General features: G+C 66.4%; 20 protein-coding genes. 7 read left to right on the forward strand and 13 right to left on the reverse strand.

Annotated elements, in window-relative coordinates; all coding sequences use genetic code 11:
- Positions 1-114: 114 nt before the first annotated feature.
- A complete protein-coding gene (gene rodA / locus BW38_RS09315) occupies positions 115-1,191 on the reverse strand; it encodes a rod shape-determining protein RodA (RefSeq protein ID WP_032976536.1) in 1,077 nt (358 codons plus the stop codon).
- 422 nt (positions 1,192-1,613) lie between these two features.
- On the opposite strand from rodA (BW38_RS09315), the gene BW38_RS09310 reads away from it, so the two are divergent.
- Complete coding sequence (locus BW38_RS09310; protein ID WP_032976537.1) at positions 1,614-2,024, forward strand: hypothetical protein; 411 nt, start codon at positions 1,614-1,616, stop codon at positions 2,022-2,024.
- Positions 2,025-2,335: 311 nt separating this feature from the next.
- Here the strand turns inward: BW38_RS09310 and rodA (BW38_RS09305) are convergent, their stop codons facing one another.
- The 5 genes from rodA (BW38_RS09305) to BW38_RS09285 all read right to left on the reverse strand — a co-directional run bounded on the left by rodA (BW38_RS09305) (position 2,336) and on the right by BW38_RS09285 (position 8,289).
- On the reverse strand, positions 2,336-3,448 hold the full coding sequence (rodA, locus tag BW38_RS09305) for a rod shape-determining protein RodA (protein ID WP_025877247.1): 1,113 nt from the start codon (positions 3,446-3,448) through the stop codon (positions 2,336-2,338).
- Positions 3,445-5,523 carry a penicillin-binding protein 2 gene (mrdA, locus tag BW38_RS09300; RefSeq protein ID WP_032976538.1) on the reverse strand — a complete coding sequence of 693 codons (2,079 nt, stop codon included), beginning with the start codon at positions 5,521-5,523 and terminating at the stop codon, positions 3,445-3,447. The genes rodA (BW38_RS09305) and mrdA overlap by 4 nt, the downstream gene beginning before the upstream one ends.
- A gap of 3 nt (positions 5,524-5,526) precedes the next feature.
- Positions 5,527-6,012 carry a rod shape-determining protein MreD gene (gene mreD / locus BW38_RS09295; protein ID WP_025877251.1) on the reverse strand — a complete coding sequence of 162 codons (486 nt, stop codon included), beginning with the start codon at positions 6,010-6,012 and terminating at the stop codon, positions 5,527-5,529.
- The gene (gene mreC, locus BW38_RS09290) at positions 6,009-7,121 is read right to left on the reverse strand and encodes a rod shape-determining protein MreC (RefSeq protein WP_051585030.1); all 1,113 of its coding nucleotides are present in this window, start codon (positions 7,119-7,121) and stop codon (positions 6,009-6,011) included. The genes mreD and mreC overlap by 4 nt, the downstream gene beginning before the upstream one ends.
- Before the next feature lie 121 nt (positions 7,122-7,242).
- Positions 7,243-8,289 (reverse strand): rod shape-determining protein, encoded by a 1,047-nt coding sequence (locus BW38_RS09285; protein WP_025877255.1) that lies wholly within the window; start codon positions 8,287-8,289, stop codon positions 7,243-7,245.
- Between the two features lie 282 nt (positions 8,290-8,571).
- Here BW38_RS09285 and BW38_RS09280 point away from each other — a divergent pair, with 282 nt between their 5' ends.
- Entirely contained in the window at positions 8,572-9,510 is a 939-nt protein-coding gene (locus BW38_RS09280) for a carbohydrate kinase family protein (protein WP_025877257.1), read from the forward strand.
- Positions 9,511-9,694: 184 nt separating this feature from the next.
- Here BW38_RS09280 and BW38_RS09275 read toward each other — a convergent pair whose 3' ends face one another.
- From BW38_RS09275 to ubiE, 5 genes are all read right to left on the reverse strand, one after another.
- Positions 9,695-11,665, reverse strand: coding sequence for an LTA synthase family protein (locus BW38_RS09275; protein WP_051585031.1), 1,971 nt, complete (start codon positions 11,663-11,665; stop codon positions 9,695-9,697).
- Between the two features lie 231 nt (positions 11,666-11,896).
- Positions 11,897-12,526: an HAD family hydrolase gene (locus tag BW38_RS09270; RefSeq protein ID WP_099785438.1), complete on the reverse strand. Its 630-nt coding sequence runs from the start codon at positions 12,524-12,526 to the stop codon at positions 11,897-11,899.
- The gene (locus tag BW38_RS09265; protein WP_032976539.1) at positions 12,514-13,245 is read right to left on the reverse strand and encodes a lipoprotein; all 732 of its coding nucleotides are present in this window, start codon (positions 13,243-13,245) and stop codon (positions 12,514-12,516) included. The genes BW38_RS09270 and BW38_RS09265 overlap by 13 nt, the downstream gene beginning before the upstream one ends.
- Positions 13,246-13,371: 126 nt before the next feature.
- Positions 13,372-15,300, reverse strand: coding sequence for a M1 family metallopeptidase (locus tag BW38_RS09260; RefSeq protein WP_032976540.1), 1,929 nt, complete (start codon positions 15,298-15,300; stop codon positions 13,372-13,374).
- Between the two features lie 302 nt (positions 15,301-15,602).
- On the reverse strand, positions 15,603-16,364 hold the full coding sequence (gene ubiE, locus BW38_RS09255) for a bifunctional demethylmenaquinone methyltransferase/2-methoxy-6-polyprenyl-1,4-benzoquinol methylase UbiE (RefSeq protein WP_032976541.1): 762 nt from the start codon (positions 16,362-16,364) through the stop codon (positions 15,603-15,605).
- An 80-nt stretch (positions 16,365-16,444) separates the two neighbouring features.
- Here ubiE and BW38_RS09250 point away from each other — a divergent pair, with 80 nt between their 5' ends.
- From BW38_RS09250 to BW38_RS0120730, 5 genes are all read left to right on the forward strand, one after another.
- Entirely contained in the window at positions 16,445-16,897 is a 453-nt protein-coding gene (locus BW38_RS09250) for a nucleoside deaminase (protein ID WP_005411083.1), read from the forward strand.
- Between the two features lie 199 nt (positions 16,898-17,096).
- Positions 17,097-17,357 carry a hypothetical protein gene (locus BW38_RS09245; RefSeq protein WP_032976542.1) on the forward strand — a complete coding sequence of 87 codons (261 nt, stop codon included), beginning with the start codon at positions 17,097-17,099 and terminating at the stop codon, positions 17,355-17,357.
- A 74-nt stretch (positions 17,358-17,431) separates the two neighbouring features.
- Positions 17,432-17,758 (forward strand): hypothetical protein, encoded by a 327-nt coding sequence (locus tag BW38_RS09240; RefSeq protein WP_025877273.1) that lies wholly within the window; start codon positions 17,432-17,434, stop codon positions 17,756-17,758.
- A gap of 72 nt (positions 17,759-17,830) precedes the next feature.
- Complete coding sequence (locus BW38_RS09235) at positions 17,831-18,253, forward strand: low affinity iron permease family protein (RefSeq protein ID WP_025877275.1); 423 nt, start codon at positions 17,831-17,833, stop codon at positions 18,251-18,253.
- Between the two features lie 377 nt (positions 18,254-18,630).
- A complete protein-coding gene (locus tag BW38_RS0120730) occupies positions 18,631-19,083 on the forward strand; it encodes a transposase (protein ID WP_081794573.1) in 453 nt (150 codons plus the stop codon).
- Positions 19,084-19,730: 647 nt separating this feature from the next.
- Here BW38_RS0120730 and smeF read toward each other — a convergent pair.
- Positions 19,731-21,116, reverse strand: a complete 1,386-nt coding sequence (gene smeF / locus BW38_RS09230) for a multidrug efflux RND transporter outer membrane subunit SmeF (RefSeq protein WP_032976545.1) — start codon at positions 21,114-21,116, stop codon at positions 19,731-19,733.
- 97 nt (positions 21,117-21,213) lie between these two features.
- Positions 21,214-24,339 carry a multidrug efflux RND transporter permease subunit SmeE gene (smeE, locus tag BW38_RS09225; RefSeq protein WP_032976546.1) on the reverse strand — a complete coding sequence of 1,042 codons (3,126 nt, stop codon included), beginning with the start codon at positions 24,337-24,339 and terminating at the stop codon, positions 21,214-21,216.
- Positions 24,340-24,345: the final 6 nt, after the last annotated feature.

Below are 24,345 nucleotides of genomic sequence, written 5' to 3' on the forward strand. Positions count from 1 at the left end.
CAGCCGTGGTTGGCCGGGCGGGTGGATAGTCCCCCGCGAACCCCACCCGCCCGGCCAACCCCGGCTGTTGCTTTCAGCGCTCACCCACGAGGGGCTGCGCCGTTGGCTGGAAACCTACGCGTGCACCGGCCGATGCCCCCGCACCGCCATCACCAGCCCGATCCCCGCCAGCAACGACACCGCCGAGGTGCCGCCATAACTGATCAACGGCATCGGAATGCCCACCACCGGCAGCAATCCGGAAATCATTCCGCCGTTGACCAGCACGTACACGAAGAACGCCAGGCCGAGGCTGCCGGCCAACAACCGCGCGTGCGTGTCGCGTGCCTGCACCGCGATCGACAGGCAACGCCCGACCACGAACAGATACAGGGCGAACACCACCACCACGCCAATCCAGCCGAATTCCTCGGCCAAAACCGAGAACGCGAAATCGGTGGTGTACTCGGGCAGGAAATCCAGCGTGGCCTGTGTGCCGTGGCCCCAGCCGCGCCCCTGCATGCCACCCGAGCCGATGGCGATGCGCGACTGCAGGATGTTCCAGCCGGTGCCCAACGGATCGGCAGCCGGATCCAGGAAGGTCAGCACGCGATTCTTCTGGTATTGCCGCAGCAGCCCGAACCACGCCAGTGGCGCAGCCACCGATACCGCACTCAAGCCGGCCACCACCCAGCGCCACTGCAGTCCAGCCAGCAGCAACGCAAACACGCCACTGGCCGTCACCAGGGTGGCGGTACCCAGGTTGGGCTGCATCAGGATCAGCACGGCTGGCACCCCGATCAGGACCGCTGCCGTCAGCACCGTGCGCGGCGATGGCGGCAGCGGCTGGCGGTGCAGATACCAGGCCATCATCAACGGCAGGCTGAGCTTGAGCAGTTCCGAAGGCTGCAGGTAGAACACGCCGAGGTTGAGCCAGCGCTGCCCGTATTTGCCGGTGCCGATCACGTACACCGCCATCAGCGGCAGCATCGACAGTGCATAGATCGCCGGCGTCCACGCGCGCAGGCGCAGCAGCGAAACCCGCGACAGCAGCCACATCGCTGCCAGGCCACCGGCAAAGCGCATCGCCTGCCCGTGCACCGGCCCGTTCACGCTGTGCAGCACCGCCAGGCCTGCGCCCATCAGGATCAACAACGCGATCAGCAACGGCAGATCGATCGTGCGCAGCGCCTCACGGCAGCCACCAAGCATTCGTTTCCATTTCACCCGCGGCACGGTAGCAACCGGCGCTTTCGCGAAGCTGTCAGCGCTGTTTGACGCTATCGACTCCTTCGGCGACAACTGCCTTGGGCGCCCGGATTTTTCGGGTTTCAAACAATTCTGATTGGAGCCGCAAGGGCCCCGTGCACATCATGTGCGGCCACCGACAACGGGTGGCACGGGACTCCAATCCCGTTTGATAGATGCGTTGTTTACGCTTGCCAGCCGGCGTCGCTTTTTCTTGTTGAGCGGCGTCGGCTGGCAATCCGTCCGTGCGTCTTTGGCGGGCGGTGCGTGGAGGGCCTCGTGCCCGCCGGCGTTCCAGCGTCTATCACCGGTATTGGAGCCACGCATCGCCTGCCACCCTCGCCTCCACGCGGGGTGGCCCTTGCCGACCGCACGAGGCCCCCGCCATGTCCGCTTCCACCTACCCGTACCTGTTCGCCACGCTGGGCGAGGCTGCTCACCAGCTGCCGCATGACATCGCCCGCGCGCTGGAAACCACGCTCACTGCAACGCAGGCCGCCAACGCGCCTGGCGGCCCTACCCTGCTGGACTGCCTGCAGCGCATCCGCCAGGTGGAAGCGGCAGATGGCCAGCCGTGGCCGAGCCAAGGGCGAACGCAGGCGCAGTGCATGGCGATGGCGCGCATCGACCGCGCCAATGCCGGGCTGACCTTCCTGCTGGAACTGCTGCACGCCAGCGAACGCGTGCGCGTGGACGGGGACGACACGCAGCACCTGCCCGACGACGCCCGCGAAGGCCTGCTGCTGGCCTGCCGAGGCCTGTCGGAATACGTGGCTGTGCAGTTGCAGGCCGCGTAATGCGCACGTCGCTGTGCCCTCGCCTGCCTCTCGTACAGCGCATGCCGGCCCTGAGCCGAGCATGGCTCGGCACTACAAAGAGCGAAGCGACCCGCTTCTGCTCTGCTTTATTTCTCTTTGCGTGGGTGGCCACCGCAGGAAACTGTCAGAGGCCGGGCGGGGTGGGTTCGCGGGGGTGTCCGCGGCATGGATGCCGCGGCCAAGCCCCCAGGGATGGGTTCACGGCGTCCCCCGCGAATCCACCCCGCCCGGCCAACCACGGCTGTTGCTTTCAGCAACCACCCACGAGGGGCTGCGCCGATGGCTGGAAACTACCCGTAACCGCCATGCACCGGATTGTGACGACGCACCGCCATCACCAACCCGAACCCCGCCAGCAGCGACACCGCCGACGTACCGCCGTAACTGATCAACGGCATCGGCACACCCACCACCGGCAGCAGGCCGGAAATCATCCCGCCGTTCACCAGTACATAGACGAAGAACGCCAGACCCGTGGCACCGGCCAGCAGGCGCGAGTACGAATCGCGCGACTGGCTGGCGATCCACAGACAGCGCCCGATCACCACCAGGTACAGCGTCAGCACCAGCGCCACGCCGATCCAGCCGAACTCCTCGCTCAGCACCGAGAACGCGAAGTCGGTGGTCTGCTCGGGAATGAAATTCAGGTGCGACTGCGAGCCTTCGCCCCAGCCCTTGCCGTCGAAACCGCCGGAACCAATGGCGATCTTCGACTGGATGATGTTCCAGCCCGCGCCCAGCGCATCCATTTCCGGGTCGAGGAACATCATGATGCGGTCCTTCTGGTACGGCCGCAGCAACCAGAACCAGGCGACCGGCGCCACCGCTGCCACGCCGCCCACGCCCAGCCCCACCCACCACCACGGCAGGCCCGCCAGCAGCAGCACGAACACACCACTGGCGGCGATCAGCACGCCGGTGCCGAAGTCCGGCTGCAGCATCACCAGCCCGGTCGGCACACCGATGATCACCATCGCCACCAGCACCGTGTTGAAGCGCGGCGGCAGCGGCATCTTGTGCAGGTACCAGGCCACCATCATCGGCAGGCTGACCTTGAGCAGTTCGGCCGGCTGCAGGTAGAAGAACTTGAGGTCCAGCCACTGCCGGCCGTATTTTCCCGTTCCCAGCGCGAACACCGCCAGCAACGGGATCATCGAGATGGCGTAGATCAGTGGCGTGGCCGAGCGGATGCGCAGGATCGGCGCCCGCGAAATGCCCCACATCGCCGCCAGACCCACGGCAAAACGCACGCCCTGCGCCATCACCAGGCCATCGCCGCCAGCACTCTTCAACGTTGCCAGGCCGATCACCATCAGCGCGCCCAGCGCCAGGCACAGCAGCCAGTCGAGGCTGCTGAAGAACCGCTGCAGCATTTCCCCGGCCCAGCGCAGGAAGGCGCTCATCGGCTGGCCTCCGCCGCGACGGTCGGGCGAGGACCGACGGGCAACGCCGCAGCAGATGGCGAACCCGGAACCGGTGCCGGCGCCGGTGGCGGTGCGGGCATGCCGATCAGCACCGGGTGCTCGCCCAGCTCGGCGGCGGCGGCGTCGCCGGCCGGGCGCGCGTTCACGTCCTCATTGTCGAAGGCGGTGATGCCGATGGCGGTGGTGCCGCGTTCGCTGTCCAGCGGCTGCATGCCTTCAGGCATCTTGCCCAGCAGCCAGGCATCGAAGATCTTGCGCGCGATCGGTGCGGCCGCCGCGCCGCCGTAACCGCCGCCTTCCACGGCGATGGCCAGCGCGATCACCGGCTGCTCGGCCGGCGCGAAGCCGACGAACAGCGCACGGTGGCGCAGGTGCATCGGCAGGCTTCTGGGATTGACCGCGGCCGTGCCCTTGCGGCTGACGACCTGTGCCGTGCCTGTCTTGCCCGCCATCGTGTACGGCGCGCCGGCCGCCATGCGTGCGGCGCTGCCGCCGGGAAGCATGGTGGCCATCATGCCTTCGCGCACGGCCTGAAGATTGTTCGGGTTGGGGCTGACCGGCTTGCTCGGGCCGGGCTCCGCCGCCACCCAGTCGCTGTCGAAACCAGCACGCTGCTGCATCACCAGATGCGGCGTGCGCAGCTGGCCATTGGCCAGGCCGCTGACACCACGGGCCAGCTGCAGCGGGGTAACCTTCCAGTCGCCCTGGCCGATGCTGATGTTCACCGTGTCGCCGGGATACCAGGCTTCCTTGCGGCTCTTCCGCTTGTAGGCCGGCGACGGCAGGATGCCGGAGATCTCGCCGGTCAGATCGATGCCGGTCGGCTGGCCGAAGCCGTAGTACTCCATGTAATGGTCGAACCGCTCGATGCCCAGGTCCAATGCCAGCCGGTAGTAGTACGTATTGACCGACTGCGCGATGGACTTGCGCAGATCGGTCCAGCCGTGACCGCCACGATGTGAATCACCCCAGCCACGCGAGGTGCCCGGCAGGTAGAACATGCCGGTCGACAGCACCTTGTCCTCCGGACGGCGGACGCCCGAATCGAGGCCGGCCAGGCCGATCAGCGGCTTCAGGGTCGAACCGGGGGCAACGCCGCCGAGTACCAGGCGATTGAACTGCGGGCGCGACGGGTTGTCGTTCAGCGCCTTGAAATCGGCATGCGAGATGCCGTTGACGAACAGGTTCGGGTCGTAGGACGGCAGGCTGACCATCGCCAGCACTTCACCGGTACGCGGGTCCATCGCCACGGCCGAACCTTCCTGATCACCGAAGGCAGCCACCATCGCCCGCTGCAGGTCGGCGTCGATCGACAGCCGCAGGTCGGCGCCGGATTGCGCAGCGACACGACCGATGGTGCGGATCGCGCGGCCCTGCACGTTGGTCTCGACCTGCTCGTAGCCGACCTTGCCGCGCAGTTCCTGCTCGTAATAACGCTCCAGGCCGGACTTGCCGATGTGGGTCAATGCGGCATTGCCCTCGCCGAGGATCTCCAGATCCTTGTCATCGACCCGGCCAACGTAGCCGATGATGTGCGCGAAGAGGTCGCCATAGGGATAGCGACGGGTCAGGTACGGTTCCAGCTCGACGCCGGGAAAGCGCCAGCGGTCCACCGCGAAGCGCGCCATTTCCTCATCGCTCATGCGCAGCTTCAGCGTGACCGGCAGGAACTTGCGGCGCGCCTTGCGCGACTTGTTGAACGCTTCCAGCTCTTCCGGGCTGATCTGGATGATCTTCGCCAGCCCTTCCAGGGTGGCGTCCATGTCCTTGACCTTGTCCGGGGTCACATCCAGGCGGAATGCCGGCACGTTCTCGGCCAACAACCGACCATTGCGGTCATAGATCATGCCGCGCCCGGGCACCACCGGCCGCGGCTTGATGCGGTTGGCTTCGGATCGGGTGGCGTAGATGTCGTGGTCCAGCACCTGCAGCTTGAAGTACCAGCCGCCCAGGCCCAGCAGGCAGACCAGCACGCCGAAGAAGCCCAACGCCGCACGGCGCCGGAACTGTTCGGCTTCGGCGTGCGGATTCTTGACCTGGCGGCGCGGCAGCATGGCTCAGCGCCCGCGCTTGCCGAAGCGCACCGCGTCCAGCAGTACGAACACCAGCGGCCATAGGCCCATGCCCAGCAACGGTGCCCACCAGTACGACCACGGCAGGGTCGGCTCGCCCACCAGGATATGGACCAGCGCGCTGACGATGCGATCGTTGAACAGCAGGCCGCCGATGGCCAGCATCTGCTGCGACATCGGGAAGAAGCGGATGCGCGCGCGGAAGCGCTGCAGGATGAAGGCCAGCATCACCAGGCGCAGCGCCTGCTCGCCCAGCACCCCGCCATACAGCAGGTCGGCGACGACGCCGCTGGCGAAGGCGATGCCGAGGCCGACGCGCTCGGGTGCTTCGATGACCCAGTAGGCCAGCACCAGTGCGAGCCAATATGGACGCAGCGGCTGCAGCAGCGCGGGCAACGGCAGCAGGCCCAGCAGCAGGGCCACCACCAGGCTGGCCGGCAGCACCCATCGGTTGTCGCGAAGGCGGCTCATCGCTGCGCCTCCGGCTGCGGTTGGGTGGGCTGCGGTTGAGTTTGCTGCGGTTGCCGGCCAGCGGCCGGCACTACCGGGGAGGGCTGCATCGTCGAAGGCGCGGGGGCCGACGAGTTCGTCGCAGAAGGGGACGGCTGCCGGCCAGCGGCCGGCACTACCGGGGTAGCCTGCGTTGCTGCAGGCGCGGGGCCGGTCGGCAGCGCTGTGGCATCGGCCGGGCCACCGGGAGCGGCCTGTTCCATCTGCAGGCGCAGGTTCGGCGGAATGCGGATCGCAGCGCCGGGGCGCAGCAGCAGCACGTCGCGACCGCGATCAAGCTGCGCGGCCGGTTTCAGTTCGCCCACCAGGAAGGCATGGGTATCGTCCGGGCGCAGCCCGGTGATGGTGCCGACCGGGAATCCGGCAGGGAAGCGGCCACCGAGACCGGACGTGACGATCTCATCGCCCACTTCCACGCCGGCGCTGAGCGGGATGTCGCGCAGTTCCAGCTTGTCGCCGCGGCCGTAGACGATCAGGCGCACGCCATTGCGGGCCACGGTCACCGGCACCGCGTGGTCGGGGTCGGTCAGCAACAGCACGGTAGAGCTGCCCGCGGTCACGCTGATCACCTGGCCCATCAGGCCGCCGGAATCGATCACCGCCTGGCCGACGTGCACGCCTTCGCGGCTGCCGGCGTCCAGCACCAGGCGCTGTTTGACCGGGTCCAGGTCGATGTCCAGGATCGGCGCCAGCTGCACGTCCAGGCCACTGCGCTCGGCCACGTTCAGCAGTTCGCGCAGCTGCGCGTTGTCCAGTGCGGCGGTCTGCAGGCGGGTCAGGCGGGCGTTGGCCAGCAGCAGCTGGTTGCGCAGCTCGCGGTTCTCGGTCACCAGCTGGCCGTGGCTGGCGGCGGTGTCGCGCACCTGGCCGCCGAGCTTGCCGGGCAGGCCGGCCAGGGCCCACACCGGCTGCACCAGGCTGTTGGCCTGCTCGCGCAGACGCGCCAGCCAGCCAGCCTGGTCGTCGAGGACGATCAAGGTGATTGCCAGTGCGAGATAGGCCAGCAGCCGCAGCGGGCTGGCGGCATCACCGGATCGGGAAGCGACGGGAGGTCCGGCGTAGGGCGGCACGGCAGCGATTCAACTGGCAGAAGGCGGAAGGGAAACACGCGGGCGCCCCGCCGGTGCCGACCCGCCGATGTGGCGGGCCGCACCCCGGAGGGGCGCTGCGGGCGCAGGCAGCCGGGACGGCTTATTCCGGCGCAAAGAACTCGTTGCCGTGCATGTCGACCAGTTCCAGCGCACGACCGCCACCGCGGGCCACGCAGGTCAGCGGGTCATCAGCCACCTGCACGTGCAGACCGGTTTCCTCGGAAATCAGGCGGTCCATGTCGCGCAGCAGGGCGCCACCACCGGTCAGCACGATGCCGCGCTCGGCGACGTCGGCGCACAGTTCCGGCGGGGTCTGTTCCAGTGCCAGCTTGACCGCGCTGACAATGCCGGACAGCGGCTCGTGCAGCGCTTCAAGCACTTCGTTGGAGCTGATCTTGATCATCTTCGGCACGCCCTCGGCGAGGTTGCGGCCGGAGATTTCCATCTCGATCGCTTCCGCCTGCGGGTAGGCACAGCCCAGTTCGACCTTGATGCGCTCGGCGGTGGCTTCACCGATCAGCATGCCGTGGTTGCGGCGCACGTAGTTGGTGATCGATTCGTCGAAGCGGTCGCCGCCGATACGCACCGAGGCGGAATAGACGATGCCGTTGAGCGAGATCACCGCCACTTCAGTGGTGCCGCCGCCGATATCGATGACCATCGAGCCACGGGCCTCGGTGACCGGCATGCCGGCACCGATCGCAGCCGCCATCGGCTCTTCGATCAGGAACACGTCACGGGCACCGGCCTCCTCGGCCGATTCCTTGATGGCGCGGCGCTCGACCTGGGTCGAGCCGGCCGGCACGCAGACCAGCACGCGCGGGCTCGGGCGCAGGAAGCGCGACTTGTGCACCTTCTTGATGAAGTGCTTGAGCATCGCTTCGGTGTAGGTGAAGTCGGCGATGACACCGTCCTTCATCGGGCGGATGGTGGTGATGTGGCCCGGGGTACGGCCAAGCATCTGCTTGGCCTCGGCGCCAACGGCTGCCACCGACCGGGTACCACCAATGGCGCGATCCTGGCGCACAGCGACCACGGACGGCTCGTTCAGCACGATTCCCTGCCCACGCACATAGATGAGGGTGTTGGCCGTGCCCAGGTCGATGGACAGGTCATTGGAGAACATGCCGCGCAGTTTCTTGAACATCTGGGAGTTGATCCTGAGGGGTGTCGCGCCCAACGCGGGATGGCGAAAAAATGGGCAGAAATCGAGGTCGACAAGCCTAGCAACCTGCCTGCCGCCGAGCAAGGAGAAAACTAGCTGAACCCGCGCCTTCACAGGCTTTCGGCCTGATCGGGCATCACCCGGTTCTGGCCCTGAGCGGCACCAGCGGGTAACCTTTGCGCCGTCGGGCGCCCAAGGGCGCCGTTTGCTTGCCTGCCTAAGTGGGCAGGCCCACCCCAAAATTCACCGCATAGGCTTACATCGATGTCCGCTCTGATCTGTGGTTCTCTTGCCTTCGACACCATCATGGTGTTCCCGGACCAGTTCAAGAATCACATCCTGCCGGACAAGGTGCACATCCTGAACGTGTCCTTCCTGGTGCCGCGCATGCGCCGCGAATTCGGCGGCTGCGCCGGCAACATCGCCTACAACCTGCACCTGCTCGGTGGCGATCCGATCCCGATGGGCACGGTGGGTTCGGACTTCGGCCCGTACCGCGAGCACTTCGATGCCCTGGGCATCGACCTCACCCGCGTGCGCGTGATCGATGAGCTGTTCACCCCGCAGGCGTTCATCACCACCGACCACGACAACAACCAGATCACCGCCTTCCACCCGGGCGCGATGATGCGTTCCTACGAAAACCACGTGCGCGACGTGCCGGGCGTCAGCCTGGGCCTGGTCGGCCCGGACGGCCGCGAAGGCATGATCCAGAACGCGCTGGAATTCCACGAAGACGGCGTGCCGTTCATCTTCGACCCGGGCCAGGCCATGCCGCTGTTCAACGGCCCGGAACTGCGCGAGTTCATCGAGCAGGCCGATTACGTGGTGGTCAACGACTATGAGTCGAACCTGCTGCAGGAACGCACCGGCTGGAACGAAAAAGAGATCGTCAGCCGGGTCAAGGCCTACATCACCACCCGCGGCCCGAAGGGCGCAGTGATCCACACCCCGGAAAAGAGCTACGACATCCCGCCGGCGCACGAGCGCCGCGTGGTCGATCCGACCGGCTGTGGCGACGCGTTCCGCGCCGGCCTGATCTACGGCATCCAGAAGGGCTTCGACTGGCTGACCATCGGCCGCATGGGCAACCTGATGGGCGCGCTGAAGGTCGAGCACCCGGGCACCCAGAACCAGCGCTTCACCTTCGATGAGTTCAACGAGCAGTTCAAGCAGCAGTTCGGTTACGCGTTGAACGTGTAAACGAACTGCCCGCGCATTTCTCCTTATCCCCGCGCCTTCGGCGCGCCCCCTTGAACAACAAGGGGGCTCTCCACCCGAGGCGCTATCGGGAATGCTTCTGGCGGGAATGCCTCTGGTAGGTGTCGACCTTGGTCGACACTGCCGGCCAACGGCCGGCACCGCATCGCCGCCCCGCCCTTCCGGCTCAGGGCCTGGCCTTCGGCAAGCGGTACAGCTCTTTCTCGTAGGCCAGCGTGCCCCACATCGCGTAGGCATGTGCGCGCCGTGCCAGTTCCGGCCGCAGCGGCCGTGGCTGCAGCTGGTCGCTGGCCGGGTCGTAGCGGAAGCCCTGCGCTGGCTTGTCCGGCTGCAGGATGGCCACGTCGTTGCCCTCCATCCACGCCAGATTGCGGTCGTACTGCATCAGCGCGCGTCCGGGCTGCAGCCGCTGCAGGTCGGTCAGGTCCTGGCCAACGGTGGGGGTGGCATCGGCAATGCCCAGCAATGACAACAGCGTCGGCGGCAGATCGATCTGGCTGACGATGCGGGCATCGCGGCGCGCCTCGATGCCGCCGCCAAGGATCAACCCGGGAATATGGAAGTTGCCGATCGGCACCATGTTCTTGCCGAACACCCGCGAATCATGGTCGGCCACCACCAGGAACACGGTGTCCTGCCAGTACGGTGAGGCCATCGCCTTGCGGAAGAACTCGCCCAGCGCGTAGTCGGCGTACTTGGCGGCGTTGTCGCGGGTCTGCTTCGGTTGCTCGTACAGGTCGATTCGGCCGTCGGGGAACTCGAAGGGATCGTGGTTGCTGGAGGTGAACACCACGCCGAAGAACGGCGTGCCCTGCGCTTTCAGCTGCCGGAACTGCTGGTCGGCGCGAGCGAACAGATCCTCGTCCGACGCGCCCCAGGAGCCGACGAAGGCCGGCTTGCGGTAATCCTTGCGGTCCACGATGCGGGTGAAGCCATTGGCGAGGAAGAACTCGCGCATGTTGTCGAAGTGGCTTTCACCGCCGTAGTAGAAGCCGGTGTCGTAGCCATGCCGCCCCAGCACATCGGCCAGGGTGAAAAAGCGCTGGCGGCTGGCAGGCAGCTTCACCACCGATTCGGCCGGGGTCGGCGGGAACCCGGTCAGGACCGCCTCGATGCCGCGCACCGAACGCGTGCCGGTGGCATACAGCCGCTCGAACGCCCAGCCCTGCCTGCTCAGGCGGTCATAGTTGGGCGACAACGGTCGTCCGCCGAGACTGCCGATGAACTGCGCGCCCAGGCTTTCCTCCAGCACGATCACCAGATTGCGCGGTTTGCCCTGGTACTGCGGCGGACGCAGCGCCAGGCTCGGCAGTGCGTCGGAGACGTACGCCGATGCCGGCAGGCCGCTGCTGGCGCGCAGTTCGCTGACCACCTCGGCAAGCGGCAGGTCACCGTAGACGCGAGAGGTTTCGCTGCGGGTCGCCAGTTGCCGCGCGGCATAGCCGACGGTGTACAGCGAATTCAGCGGCAAGGCGTTGATGGTGGGGTCGGTGGAGAACGCCACCAGCGCCGGATTCAAGGGCCGATGACCCAGGCTGGAACGCACGCCCAGCGCCGCCAGCAGCAGCACCAGCAACGCCAATGGCAGCCGCCACAGCCATCCGGCTTCGACTGCGAGCGCCGGGCTGTTGCCGACCCAGCGCCGCGACCCGCGAAGCAATGCCCAGAACAGCACGATCACAGCGGCAACTTCGATCACCACGGCCAGCAGATGGCCGCGCAGCAGCGTCATCCCGACTTCTTCGGGATAGATCAGATACTCCAGGAACAGGCGATTGGGGCGCAGGCCGTACTCGGCCATGAAGCTCGGCGTGGCCAGTTCCATGAACACCAGCAGCACGCTTGCCAGGATCAGCCACCACCGCAACAGATGGCGCCACGCGCGGCCCACGCGTCCCTCCAGCGGCAACAGCAGCGCCAGCACCGCAGGGATGCCGTACAGCAGGCACAGGGTCGACACATCCACCCGCAGCCCCTGCAGCAACACCGTGGACCAGCCGTCGGCAGCACTCACCCGCGCGGCATGCCACAGCGACAGCCCCAGCCGGGACAACGACAGGGCGACCAGGCCAAACAGGAAGAAGGCGGCAATCGGACACAGACGCCGGTACAGCGACACCCACGCAGCTCGGAGCATGAAAGGAATCCAGAAATGGAGCAAAGGACACCCATGCCCCATCCCTGGCAGCGGGCCACACCGGACAACGTGTTACCCGACACAACCGCCAGCGCAGCGGAACTTCCCGCCGGCACCTTCAGCATCCACCTCAGCTTCAACCGACCGCGCACAATACACTGTGATGACAGTCGGCAGTTGACTGCAGGTGCGGCCCCTGGCTACCTGCCAGCGCGCGCACAGAGCGCCGCGCTAGCCTCCCCAGCGCTCCAGCACCGCCCCGCAATCGGCCAGGTGCCAACAGGCCATGCCCGGCCACGGGTTGTCCGGAGCATTGACCAGAAGCGTACGGCTGCCCGCCGCCCGGCCGCATTCCAGATCGAAGCGGTAGTCGCCTACCATCACCACCTGCGAAGGTTCCACCTGCCAACGCCGCAGGAAGTACTGCAGCCCGGCCGGTGAGGGTTTCGGCTCGGCCTCGTCGCGGCCGATGATGTCGTCTTCGGCAAAGACGTCGCCCAGCCCGATCGCCTGCAGGGTGACCTGAGCCAGGCTGCGCACGTTGCGGGTCAGAATGCCCAGCCGGCAGCCGGCGCCCTGCAGCGCGCGTACCAGCGCCACCGCTCCCGTTGCCGGCTGGGAAGCAGCGGCCAGCGCACGCTCGTGCGCCAGCAGCCAGGCGTGCTTGGCGCTGGCCTCTGCGGCCGGCAACCCGGCCAGGTGGGTGAGGATGTCATCCTCCTGCGGAATCGCCAGTTCGCGCTTGATCCGCGCGAAATCATGCACCGCCACGGTCAGCGTGCCATCCATGTCGAACACCCAGTGGCGGATCGCCGACAGCGACGACGCAGCCGCCGGTGCCTGCACGGTCAACGCCACCACGCCGGCATGCGGCTGGCATCCACGCCACCGGTCTCGAACACGGCCGTGCGCGTGCCACCGGCCTTGACCGGGAACTCGATGCTGATCGACTTGCCCTTGGCTGCCAGCTTCCACAACGCCTTCTGGTCGGTGATGAACATGGCGATCGCCTCGTCGGTCTTCGGCCGCCAGGCCGCCATGGAGACCGGCTTGCCGCCGTCCACCGTGACCTTCACCGTGCACTGCGGGCAACGGAAATCGCCGGCCTGCAGCACCAGGTAGGCATGACGCTTCCATTCGGGGTGGTCGCGGAACACCAGCTGCACCGGCTTGGCGCCGCTTCCATCCACATCCACCCGCTCCTTGCTGAAGATCTGCGCCGACACCTGGTTGCCCTTGCTGCCGACCGGAATCTGGTTGTACTGCCACAGCGCCTGCATGCGGCGCAGGTCGCGCGCGGCATCGCCCTTGGCCTTGACCTCGTCGAAGCCGGCGGCGATGCGCTCGGCGGCGGCAGTGTCCTTGTACTGGTCCAGCAGCGAGGCACCGTGCAGGCGCGCGCGCTCCCAATCCTGCGCGGCCACGGCCATGTCGTACTGCTTGGCCACGTCCTCGGCCTTGGCTTCCTTCTGCGCCTGCACGGCGGCCGCAGCGGCCTCCTGCGCCTTGCGTTCTTCCTCGGGGTTGCTGCAGGCGGCCAGGGCCAGGGTGCAGGCGGTGAGCAGGATCAGTCGTTTCATGGCGGAGTCCTTTACGGGTGCATCCCGATTCTATCGGCAGCGAAAAGCGGATACAGCAACGGCGGGTTTCCCCGCCGTTGCTGGTGAAGCAGCATCAGGTTGCCGGCCGGCGGCCGGCACTACCGTTTACTTGGCTTCAGCCTTGGCCAGCATGTCCTGGACCGAGGCGGTGGTGATCGGGTGGTAGCCCGGCTTGGCCTTCTCGAACGCCTGCTTGGCCAGCTCCAGCCCCTTCGGGGTCTTCACCAGTTCAGCGTAGATCGGCAGGATCAGCTTGCGACGGCCGACACGCTCGATGAACGCAGCGGCCGCTTCATTGGCCTGCTCGTAGCCGCTGCGGATGGTCAGCGGGTACCAGCGCATGGCGATCTCGCCATTCGGGGTGCCAGTGAAGTGGAACGCCTTGTCCAGCGTGGCCAGCTTGTCCAGCGGCTGGGTGGTGCCCAGGCCGTCGATGAAGCGGACCCATTCCTGGGTGCTCCACTCGGCAATCACCTGGCTGCTCGGCACGGTGCCGGCGCTGGCGAAGGCGATGCGCGCGGTATCGACGCTGCTGAAATTGCGCGACTGCGCCTTGGCTGCGAACGCCGGAATGCCCGGCTCGTCCAGCCACGCCTTCAGTTCGGCCTCGGTCACCGCCGACGGATTCTTCGGCAGCAGGTTCTTCTTCAGGTACTCGACGAACTGGTCGGTGTTGGCGCTCTGGAAAGCGTGGTCATCGAACCAGCCGCGCAGGAACGGGTCGAAGGTTTCGCGGCCGAAGCGCTGTTCCAGGAATTCCAGGAACCAAGAACCCTTGACGTAAGCCACCTGGCTCAGGGCTTCGTCCGGGTCACGTTCGTTCAGCGGCGGCAGCGCCAACGCCTGGTCGGCCGGGCTCATGTCCTTCACTTCGGCCAGCAGATCGGTCTGGTCGATCTGCTTTTCCATTTCGGCCATCTCCTTGCCATACAGGGCTTCGGTGATGCGGCCCTGGACGTAGGTGGTGAAGCCTTCGTTGAGCCAGATGTCCTTCCAGCTGGCATTGGTCACCAGGTTGCCCGACCAGCTGTGCGCCAGTTCATGGGCGACCAGCGAGACCAGCGACTTGTCGCCGACGATCACGGTCGGCGTGGCGAAGGTCAGGCGCGGGTTTTCCATGCCGCCGAACGGGAACGACGGCGGCAGCACCAGCATGTCGTAGCGGCCCCAGCGGTATTCGCCGTACAGCTTTTCGGCGGCACCGATCATTTTCTCGGTGTCTTCGAATTCCTTGGCGGCCTTGTTGACCATGGTCGGCTCGGCCCAGACGCCGGAGCGGCCGGAGATCGGCTCGAACACCAGGTCGCCGGCGGCGATGGCCAGCAGGTAGGACGGAATCGGCTGCGGCATCTTGAAGGTGTAGTCACCGTCACGCGCGGCCTTGGGATCGTTGTCGGCGCTCATCAGCACCATCACGTCCGGGCGCGAGACCACGTGCGCGCTGTAGGTGAAGCGCACGCTGGGGGTGTCCTGCAGCGGTACCCAGGAACGGGCGTGGATCGCCTGCGACTGGCTGAACATGAAGGGCAGCTTCTTGCCCTCGGTCATCGGCGGCGCCAGCCACTGCAGGCCCGAAGCGGTCGGTGCGGTGTGGTAGGTCACTTCGACCTTGGCCGGCTGTTCCGGGGTTTCGATGGTCAGCTTGCTGCCGAACACCTTGTCGGCCGGGGCCAGCACGAACTGCAGCGGGCTGCGCGCACCGTCAGCGGCGATCGCTTCGACCTTGGCGATGCTCAGCTCGCGGGTGTCCAGCACCAGCTGCTTGGCGTCCTTCTGCTTCCATTCCAGGGTGTAGGTGGCGGTGCCGCCGATCTGCTTCTGGTCGAAGTCCAGCTTCAGGTCCAGCGCGATGTCCTTGACGACGACCTTGTCCGGCTCGGCGTACGAGCTTTCATCGTGGCTGCGGTTTTCGGCGTTCACGGGAGTGGCGGGAGCCTTCTGGGCAGTCGGGGCGGCGGCGGGTGCGGCCGCCTCCTGGGAGCAGCCGGCGGCCAGGGCCACGGCCAGCGGAAGGAGCATCAGCGGATTGCGCATGAATCGGGACCGTTACGGGGAACAAACCCCAATGGTACCTCTCCCCCGGCCGGGAAGCGTTGCGCGGTGCGGGGTAATGGCCGGCCCCGCGATGGCCCGGCAGGTGCCAACCTTGGTTGGCACGGATCCATCATCGCTCGCGCCACGTGCCGACCTTGCTGCTTCTGGCAGGTGCCAACCTTGGTTGGAACGGACCGGTCAGCGCTCGCGGACGGGCGTGTGCCAACCAAGGTTGGCACCTACCAGGACCGTGCCGGGACGTTGCGTGGTAGCGCCGGGCCATGCCCGGCGACCGTCAAGGCTTACAGCTTGTAGCCGGAGTGGATCGAGACGATGCCGCCGGTCAGGTTCTTGTAGTGGCAGCGCTCGAAGCCGGCCTGCCCCATCATCGCCTTCAGCTCTTCCTGCGGCGGATGCTTGCGGATGCTCTCGGCCAGGTACTGGTAGCTGTCCGAATCGTTGGCGAACAGCTTGCCCAGCTTCGGCAGGATCTTGAACGAGTGGAAGTCGTAGATCGGCTTGAACCAGTCGGCGGTGACTTCGGAGAACTCCAGCACGCGGGCCTGGCCACCCACCTTCAGCACGCGGTACATCTCGCGCAGGCCGGCGTCCTTGTCGGTCACGTTGCGCAGACCAAAGGCGATGGTCACCAGGTCGAAGCTGTTGTCCGGGAACGGCAGGGCCTCGGCGTTGCACTGCACGTAGTCCAGGCCCAGCACCAGGCCGCGGTTGGTCAGGCGGTCACGGCCGACCGACAGCATGCCGGCGTTGATGTCGCCCAGCACCACCGAGCCCTCGGCACCGACGCGCTCCTTCAGCAGCGCGGCGATATCGCCGGTGCCACCGGCCAGATCGAGCACGCGGTCACCCGGCTTCACCTGCGCGGTGGCGACGTAGTAGCGCTTCCATGCCCGGTGCACGCCCATGCTCATCAGGTCGTTCATCAGGTCGTAGTTGCGCGCGACCGACGTGAACACCTGGCCGACCAGCTTCTGCTTGTCCTTGGCGTCAACGTCGCGGAACCCGAAATGGGTGGTACCGGATTTGTAGGGGGATTCGCTCATGCCCCCGATTATCGCACCGCCGGGCCCCCGCGGGGAACGCTGGCCGTATCATGGCGCCCCACGACCTACCGGAGCCCCGCATGATCACCACGCCCGACTACCAGGCCCTGCTGCAGACCGCCATTGCCGAAGCCCGCCAGGGGCTGGCCGAAGGCGGCGTGCCGATCGGCGCGGCGCTGTACCACAACGACGGCCGCCTGCTCGGCTGCGGCCACAACCGCCGCGTGCAGGAAGGTGACCCGTCCGTGCATGGCGAGACCGATGCCTTCCGCAAGGCCGGCCGCCAGCGCCGCTACCAGGACACCATCATGGTCACGACCCTGGCCCCGTGCTGGTACTGCTCGGGCCTGGTGCGGCAGTTCAACATCGGCACGGTGGTGGTCGGCGAATCGCGCACTTTCCAGGGCGGCATCGACTGGCTGCGGGAAAACGGCGTCAACGTGATCGACCTGGACAGCCAGGAATGCGTGGACCTGCTTGGCGGTTTCATTGCGCAACATCCGGAAATCTGGAACGAAGACATCGGCGAATGAGCATCCGCCACGGCTGATGAGCCCGCCTTGATGAACGCTTCAGTGCCGGCACAGCCTTGTGCCGGCAGCGTCTGCACGCTTCAACGTGAACTGCTGCGCAGTCAGCTGCGTGCGGTCAACACGCGCCACTAACATCCTGCTGCGCAGCGACGTCTAGGGTGGAATGCAACCGGGCCCCCGCCCCGGATTGGAGCCGACCATGCAAGCGCATGCCGTACGTCCTCGCAGTGACCCGGCCCTGGCCGCGATCTGGAGCCGACTGCAGCAGCAATACGCACTGCACCAGCGCAGTGCCCCGTTCTGGAGCGCCTACCAGGACATGCAGCAGGATCTGCCGCACGACCATCCCCGCGACCTGGTGCGCCTGTGCAATGCGATGGCCGCCATGGCCGAACGCCTGGGTGCGGTTGAACACGCACAGCTGCTGCGCCATCGCCACGCTGGCTGCACATCACGCTGACGCGGCATGCACCGCCGCCCGGGCCACACTGTAAAGGGCCCCCACTCCCTTCACCTCCAACCGATTGGATCGTCATGCACGCTGAAGTTCCCGCCATTCCCCCTGTCATCAATGTCGATGCGGAGCTGGATTACTGGCGCCGCCAGCACGCCGATGGCGCACTCGCGCACACCTCGTTCGGCACCTATGTACCGTGGATCAAGTTCGCCTGTGATTCGCTGATCACCCAGCCACGCGCCAGCAACGCCCAGCGCGATGAGCTGTTCCAGACCCAGTACGCCCTGCAGATCATGCCGCGCCTGAGTGAAGCGCAGGCCCGCGAATTCGTCGAACGCTGCTGGCAGCACGTCTACCTGGCCAGCCCGGTGCGCAGCCAGGAAGCACCGCGCCTGCGCGCCTGAGTCCACGCCTGCTGCACGGTACCTGCACGGCCATGTGCCGATGATCGTCGCCATTCCCGTGGAACGATGACGATGAGCGCAAGGAACCTGTTCAATACGATCGCCAAGAAGGCCGCGGCCGCCACCGGCTCGCCGTGGACCTTCCTGGCCGCAGTGTCGATCGTCGTGCTGTGGGGCATCAGTGGCCCCATATTCAAGTTCAACGACACCTGGCAGCTGGTGATCAACACCGGCACCACCATCATCACCTTCCTGATGGTGTTCCTGATCCAGCACACGCAGAACTCGGATACCGCGGCGATGCAGATCAAGCTGGACGAGCTGATCCGCGCCACCGCCGAGGCCAACAACGAGCTGCTGGACCTAGAAGAACTGGACGAAGAGCGCCTGGAAGAGATCCGCGCCGAGTACGAAAGGATGGCGCGCGAAGCCGGCGACGCGCTGACGCGTGTACGCGCCTGCCGCACCGAGCGGCGCGACGACGAAGCGGTGTGACGGCAGCAACGCTCGCCGGGCATGGCCCGGCGCTACCGGGAATTCCCACCCTCTGGTAGCGCCGGGCCATGCCCGGCGAGCGCGCAGCGCGGAATGCAGCAGACACCGTGAACACCCAACGGGAAAGCCGCCGGGCATGGCCCGGCGCTACCGGGAATTCCCCCTCTGGTAGCGCCGGGCCATGCCCGGCGAGTGCGCAGCGCGGAACGCAGCAGACACCGTGAACACCCAACGGAAAAGCCGCCGGGCATGGCCCGGCGCTACCGCAGTGTGCACATACGGATGGCACTCAACCAGCGCGCAGACTGGAGGATCCCCACAAGAATCAGTGGCGATTGCCGATGCCATCAGACAGGCTGTTCCAACAGACTGGCTTCATGTCCAGTCGTCATCTTGCTCGTGGCCGCGATTCCCGGGTCGATAGCTGCTATGTGCTCACCACTGTCGTACGGCAGCGGCGTCGAGTTTTCGAAGACCCCGACCATGCCGCATGCCTGCTGGAAGCGCTGCGGTTCGTGGAACGTGCAGGCATGAGCCACTCCTTTGCCTGGGTCATCATGCCCGATCATCTCCATTGGCTGGTGCAACTGCGCAGTGGAACACTTGCCCGACTGATGGGAACAGTGAAGTCACGCAGCAGCAGACACTTGGGGCAACAGTTCGGAGTGGATACACCGCTTTGGCAGCCCAGCTACTTTGACCATGCGGTGCGTCATGAGGAAGCCTTGAGGCGTCACGCTCTCTACATCCTGGGCAATCCCATTCGGGCGGGACTCACCAACCAGTTGGATGAGTATCCCTTTGCGTGGTGCCGCTGGTCGATGCGGTAGCGCCGGGCCATGCCCGGCGAGCGCGAAGCGCGGAACGCAGCAGACACCGTGAACACCGAACGGGAAAGCCGCCGGGCATGGCCCGGCGCTACCTACATCCTGGGCAATCCCATTCGGGCGGGACTCACCAGCCAGTTGGATGAGTATCCCTTTGCGTGGTGCCGCTGGTCGATGCGGTAGCGCCGGGCCATGCCCGGCGAGCGCGAAGCGCGGAATGCAGCAGACACCGTGAACACCGAACGGGAAAGCCGCCGGGCATGGCCCGGCGCTACCTACATCCTGGGCAATCCCATTCGGGCGGGACTCACCAGCCAGTTGGATGAGTATCCCTTTGCGTGGTGCCGCTGGTCGATGCGGTAGCGCCGGGCCATGCCCGGCGAGCGCGAAGCGCGGAACGCAGCAGACACCGTGAACACCGAACGAGAAGGCCGCCGGGCGTGGCCCGGCGCTACCGGAATCAGAGCGGCTTAGCCGCAAGCGCGGAACGCAGCAGACACCGTGAACACCGAACGGGAAAGCCGCCGGGCATGGCCCGGCGCTACCGGAATCAGAGCGGCTTAGCCGCAAGCGCGGAACGCAGCAGACACTGTGAACACCGAACGGGAAAACCGCCGGGCATGGCCCGGCGCTACCGGAACCAGAGCGACTTACCCGTGCTCGTGCCAGCCGCCGCCCAGCACCTTGTACAGCGTGATGCGGTTGGCCTGCTGCGCAAGCTGCGTCTGCAGCTGACTCTGCTGCGCGTTGTAGGCGGTACGACGTGCATCCAGCAGGGTGACGAAGCTGTCCAGGCCCGCGTCATAGCGCGCCTGCGACAGGCGGTTGGCCTGCTCGGCCGCTTCCACCAGGCGCTGCTGCGAGGCCGCCTGTTCATCCAGGCTGACATTCAATGCCAGCGCATCGGCGGTTTCGCGGAAACCACTCTGGATCGACTTTTCGTACTGCGCGAGTGCGATATCACGATCGGCGTTGGCCACGGCCAGGTTCGCGCGCAGCTTGCCGCCCTGGAAGATCGGCAAGGTGATCTTCGGCAGGAAGCTCCACACCCGCGTACCGCTGTCGAACAGGCCGGACAATTCACCCGAGCCACTGCCGATGCTGCCGGTCAGCGAGATGCTGGGGAAGAAGGCAGCGCGTGCGGCACCGATGTTGGCATTGGCCGCCAACAGCTGATGCTCCGCCGCCATGATGTCCGGGCGCTGCAGCAGCACGTCGCTGGGCAGGCCAGCCGGCGGTGGTGCCAACGCAAGCACCTGCGGCGCGATGCTGTCCGGCAGCAGCGCCGGATCCAGCTGGCCACCGGCCAGCAGCGCCAGCGCGTTGCGGTCCTGGGCCAGCTGCCCACGCAGGCGTGCGGCATCGGTACGCGCAGTCTCGACCAGGGTGCGGGTCTGGGTCAGTTCCAACCCCGAACTGCCACCGCGTTCATGGCGTGCTTCGGCCAGACGCAGCGAATCCTCATAGGTCTTCACCGTGGCTTCGGCGATTTTCAACTGTTGCGCGTCGGCACCGTAGGTCAACCACGCGGTGGCGGTCTCGGCCACCAGGCTCAGCTGCGCGTTGCGGCGGTTGGCGGCTACAGCGAAGTACTGCTGCAGCGCGGCTTCGCTCAGGTTGCGAACGCGGCCGAACAGGTCCAGTTCGAACTCGGCCACGCCGACGCCCGCGCTGAACTGCTCGGTGACCGGCACGTCGCCACCGCGGCGGTCCATCTGCCCGGTCACGGCCACGCCCGGCACCCGGTCTGCGCGCTGCACGCGATACTGGCCACGCGCCTTTTCGACGTTGAGCACGGCCACACGCAGGTCGCGGTTGTTGTCCAGCGCCTGGCCGATCACCTGCTGCAGGCGCTCGTCGGTGAAGAAGTCACGCCAGCCGACCGCGGCCGCATCGGCCACTTCGCCCTGCGCGGCTTCAGCCGGCCACTGCGACGGAATGGCCGGGGCCACTGCGGTGTTCTTCGGCGCCAGGGTGCCGCACGCGCTGAGCGCCAGCGCGGTGGCAAGGGATACTGCAAGAGAAGAGAATTTCATAGCGACACCTTGGGGGTCACGGTGGTAGCGCCGGGCCGGGCCCGGCGACCATGCGGTGAGGCATCCGCCGGGCATGGCCCGGCGCTACCGGTTTTCATCACTCGGTGGCGTTGCGCTTCTTGAACACGCGCTGCACCACGACGAAGAACAGCGGCACGAAGAACACGCCGAGCACGGTGCCTACCACCATGCCGCCGAGCACGCCGGTGCCGATCGCCTGCTTGGCGCCGGAGCCGGCACCGCTGGAGATCGCCAGCGGCAGCACGCCCATGCCGAAGGCCAGCGAGGTCATGATGATCGGGCGCAGGCGGTCGCGGACCGCGTGCATCGTCGCTTCGATCAGCCCCGCGCCCTTCTCCAGATGCTCCTTGGCGAACTCGACGATCAGGATCGCGTTCTTGCTGGTCAGGCCCACCGTGGTCAGCATCGCCACCTGGAAATAGATGTCGCGCTCCATGCCACGGAAGGTGTTGGCCAGCACCGCACCGAGGATGCCCAGCGGCGCCACCAGCAGCACCGAGGTCGGCACGCTCCAGCTTTCGTACAACGCGGCAAGGCACAGGAACACGATCATCAGCGACAGCGTGTACAGCAGCGGCGTCTGCGAGCCCGCCTGGCGTTCCTGGTAGGACATCGCCGTCCACTCGACACCGAAGCCCGCCGGCAACTGCTTGGCCAGCTGTTCGATCTCGGCCATGGCATCACCGGACGCCACGCCCGGGGCCGGTTCGCCCTGGATTTCGGTAGCCGACACGCCGTTGTAGCGTTCCAGGCGCGGCGAGCCGTAGTCCCAATGCTTGCTGGCGAAGGCGCTGAACGGAACCATCTCGCCCTTGTCGTTCTTCACCGACCAGAGATCGAAGTCCTCCGGCACCATGCGGAACGGTTGGTCAGCCTGCACGAACACGCGCTTGACGCGGCCGCGATCGATGAAGTCATCGATGTACGAGCTGCCCCACGCGGTGGCCAGGGTGGTGTTGACCTGGTCGATCGACAGGCCCAGCGAGCTGGCCTTGGCCACATCGATATCGATGCGGAACTGCGGGGTGTCTTCCTGGCCGTTCGGTCGCACGTTGGCCAGCTTCTTGCTGCCGGCCGCCAGGCCCAGCAGCTGGTTGCGGGCCGCCAGCAATGCCTCGTGGCCCTGGCCGCTGTTGTCCTTCAGGAAGAAGGTGTAGCCGGAGGCCGTACCCAGTTCCGGAATGGCCGGAGGCGGGAAGGCAAAGATGAAGGCATCCTTGATCTGCCCCAGCGCGGCCATCGCGCGTCCGGTGATCGGCATCACACCGTTGTCGGCGTCACGATCCTTCCAGTCCTTCAGCTTGACGAAGGCCATGCCCGCGTTCTGGCCCATGCCGGCGAAGCTGAAGCCCTGCACCGAGAACACCGACTCGACGGCACCCTTCTCGTTTTCCATGAAGTGCTTTTCGAGCGCGGCGATCGATTCCAGCGTGCGCTCCTGGGTTGCGCCCACCGGCGCCTGCACCAGCGCCATCAGCACGCCCTGGTCTTCGTTGGGCAGGAACGAGCTGGGCAGGCGCACGAACAGCACGCCCATCAGCAGGAACAGCGCGGCCACGATGCCCATGAACCGCCACGGACGGTGCAGGATGCCGCGCACGCCACGCTGGTAGCTCTCGCTGGTGCGGTCGAAGCCACGGTTGAAACCGTTGAAGAAGCGACCGGCGAAACCGCGGTGGGCGACATGGTGCTCACCCTTCTTCAGCGGCTTGAGCATGGTGGCGCACAGCGCCGGCGTCAGCACGATCGCGACCAGCACCGACAACGCCATCGCCGAGACGATCGTCGCCGAGAACTGCCGGTAGATCACGCCGGTGGAACCGCTCATGAAGGCCATCGGCACGAACACCGCCGACAACACCAGGCCGATACCCACCAGCGCGCCGGTGATCTGGCTCATCGACTTGCGGGTGGCTTCCAGCGGCGACAGGCCCTCTTCGGACATGATGCGCTCGACGTTCTCCACCACCACGATGGCATCGTCCACCAGCAGGCCGATGGCCAGCACCATCGCGAACATGGTCAGCATGTTCACCGAGAAGCCCAGCACCGACAGCACGCCGAAGGTACCCAGCAGCACCACCGGCACCGCGATGGTCGGGATCAGGGTGGCGCGGAAGTTCTGCAGGAACAGGTACATCACCACGAACACCAGCACGATCGCTTCGAGCAGGGTCTGCACCACGCCCTTGATCGACACGCGCACGAACGGGGTGGTGTCGTACGGGATCTCGGCCTTCAGGCCGGCCGGGAAGAAGCCTTCCAGTTCCTTCAGCGTTTCATCGACACCGGCAGCGGTATCCAGCGCGTTGGCGCCGGTGGCCAGCGTGACCGCCAGGCCGCTGGCCGGCTGCCCGTTGTAGCGGGTGACGAAGTCGTACGACTCGGCGCCCAGCTCGACGCGGGCAACATCGCCCAAGCGCAGTTCGGCACCGTCCTGCGCACCGCGCACGATGATGTTGCGGAACTGTTCCGGGGTCTGCAGGCGCGACTGCGCGTTGATGGTGGCGTTGAGCTGCTGGCCCTTCACCGACGGCGCACCACCCAGCTGGCCGATGGCCACCTGCGCGTTCTGTGCCTTCACCGCAGCGACCACTTCCGGCACCGACATACCGTAGGTGTGCAGCTTGTTCGGGTCCAGCCAGATGCGCATGGCGTACTTGCCACCGAACACCTGGATGTTGCCCACGCCCGGAACGCGGCTGAGACGGTCCACGACATTGGAACCGACGTAGTCGGCGATGTCGTTGGCATCCATGCTGCCGTCTTCGGACACGAACGCGATGACGTTCAGGAAGCCTGAGCTGGACTTGGCCACGTTGATGCCCTGCCGCTGCACTTCCTGCGGCAGCAGCGGCATCGCCAGCTGCAGCTTGTTCTGCACCTGCACCTGGGCGATGTCGGGGTTGGTCCCGCTCTCGAAGGTCAGGGTGATGGTGGCCTGGCCATTGGACGAACTGTTGGAGGAGAAATAGATCAGGCCATCAAGGCCCTTCATGTTCTGCTCGATGATCTGCGTCACCGAGTCTTCGACCACCTTGGCCGAAGCACCCGGGTAGCTGGCGCTGATTTCCACCGCCGGCGGTGCGACGTTGGGGTACATCGAGATCGGCAGCTTGAACAGGGCCAGGCCGCCGGCGAGCATGATGATGATCGCGATGACCCACGCGAAGATGGGTCGATCGATGAAGAAACGTGCCATGGAGTT

Origin of the sequence: Stenotrophomonas sp. RIT309 (assembly GCF_000632045.1) — a bacterium.
GTDB lineage: Bacteria > Pseudomonadota > Gammaproteobacteria > Xanthomonadales > Xanthomonadaceae > Stenotrophomonas > Stenotrophomonas indicatrix.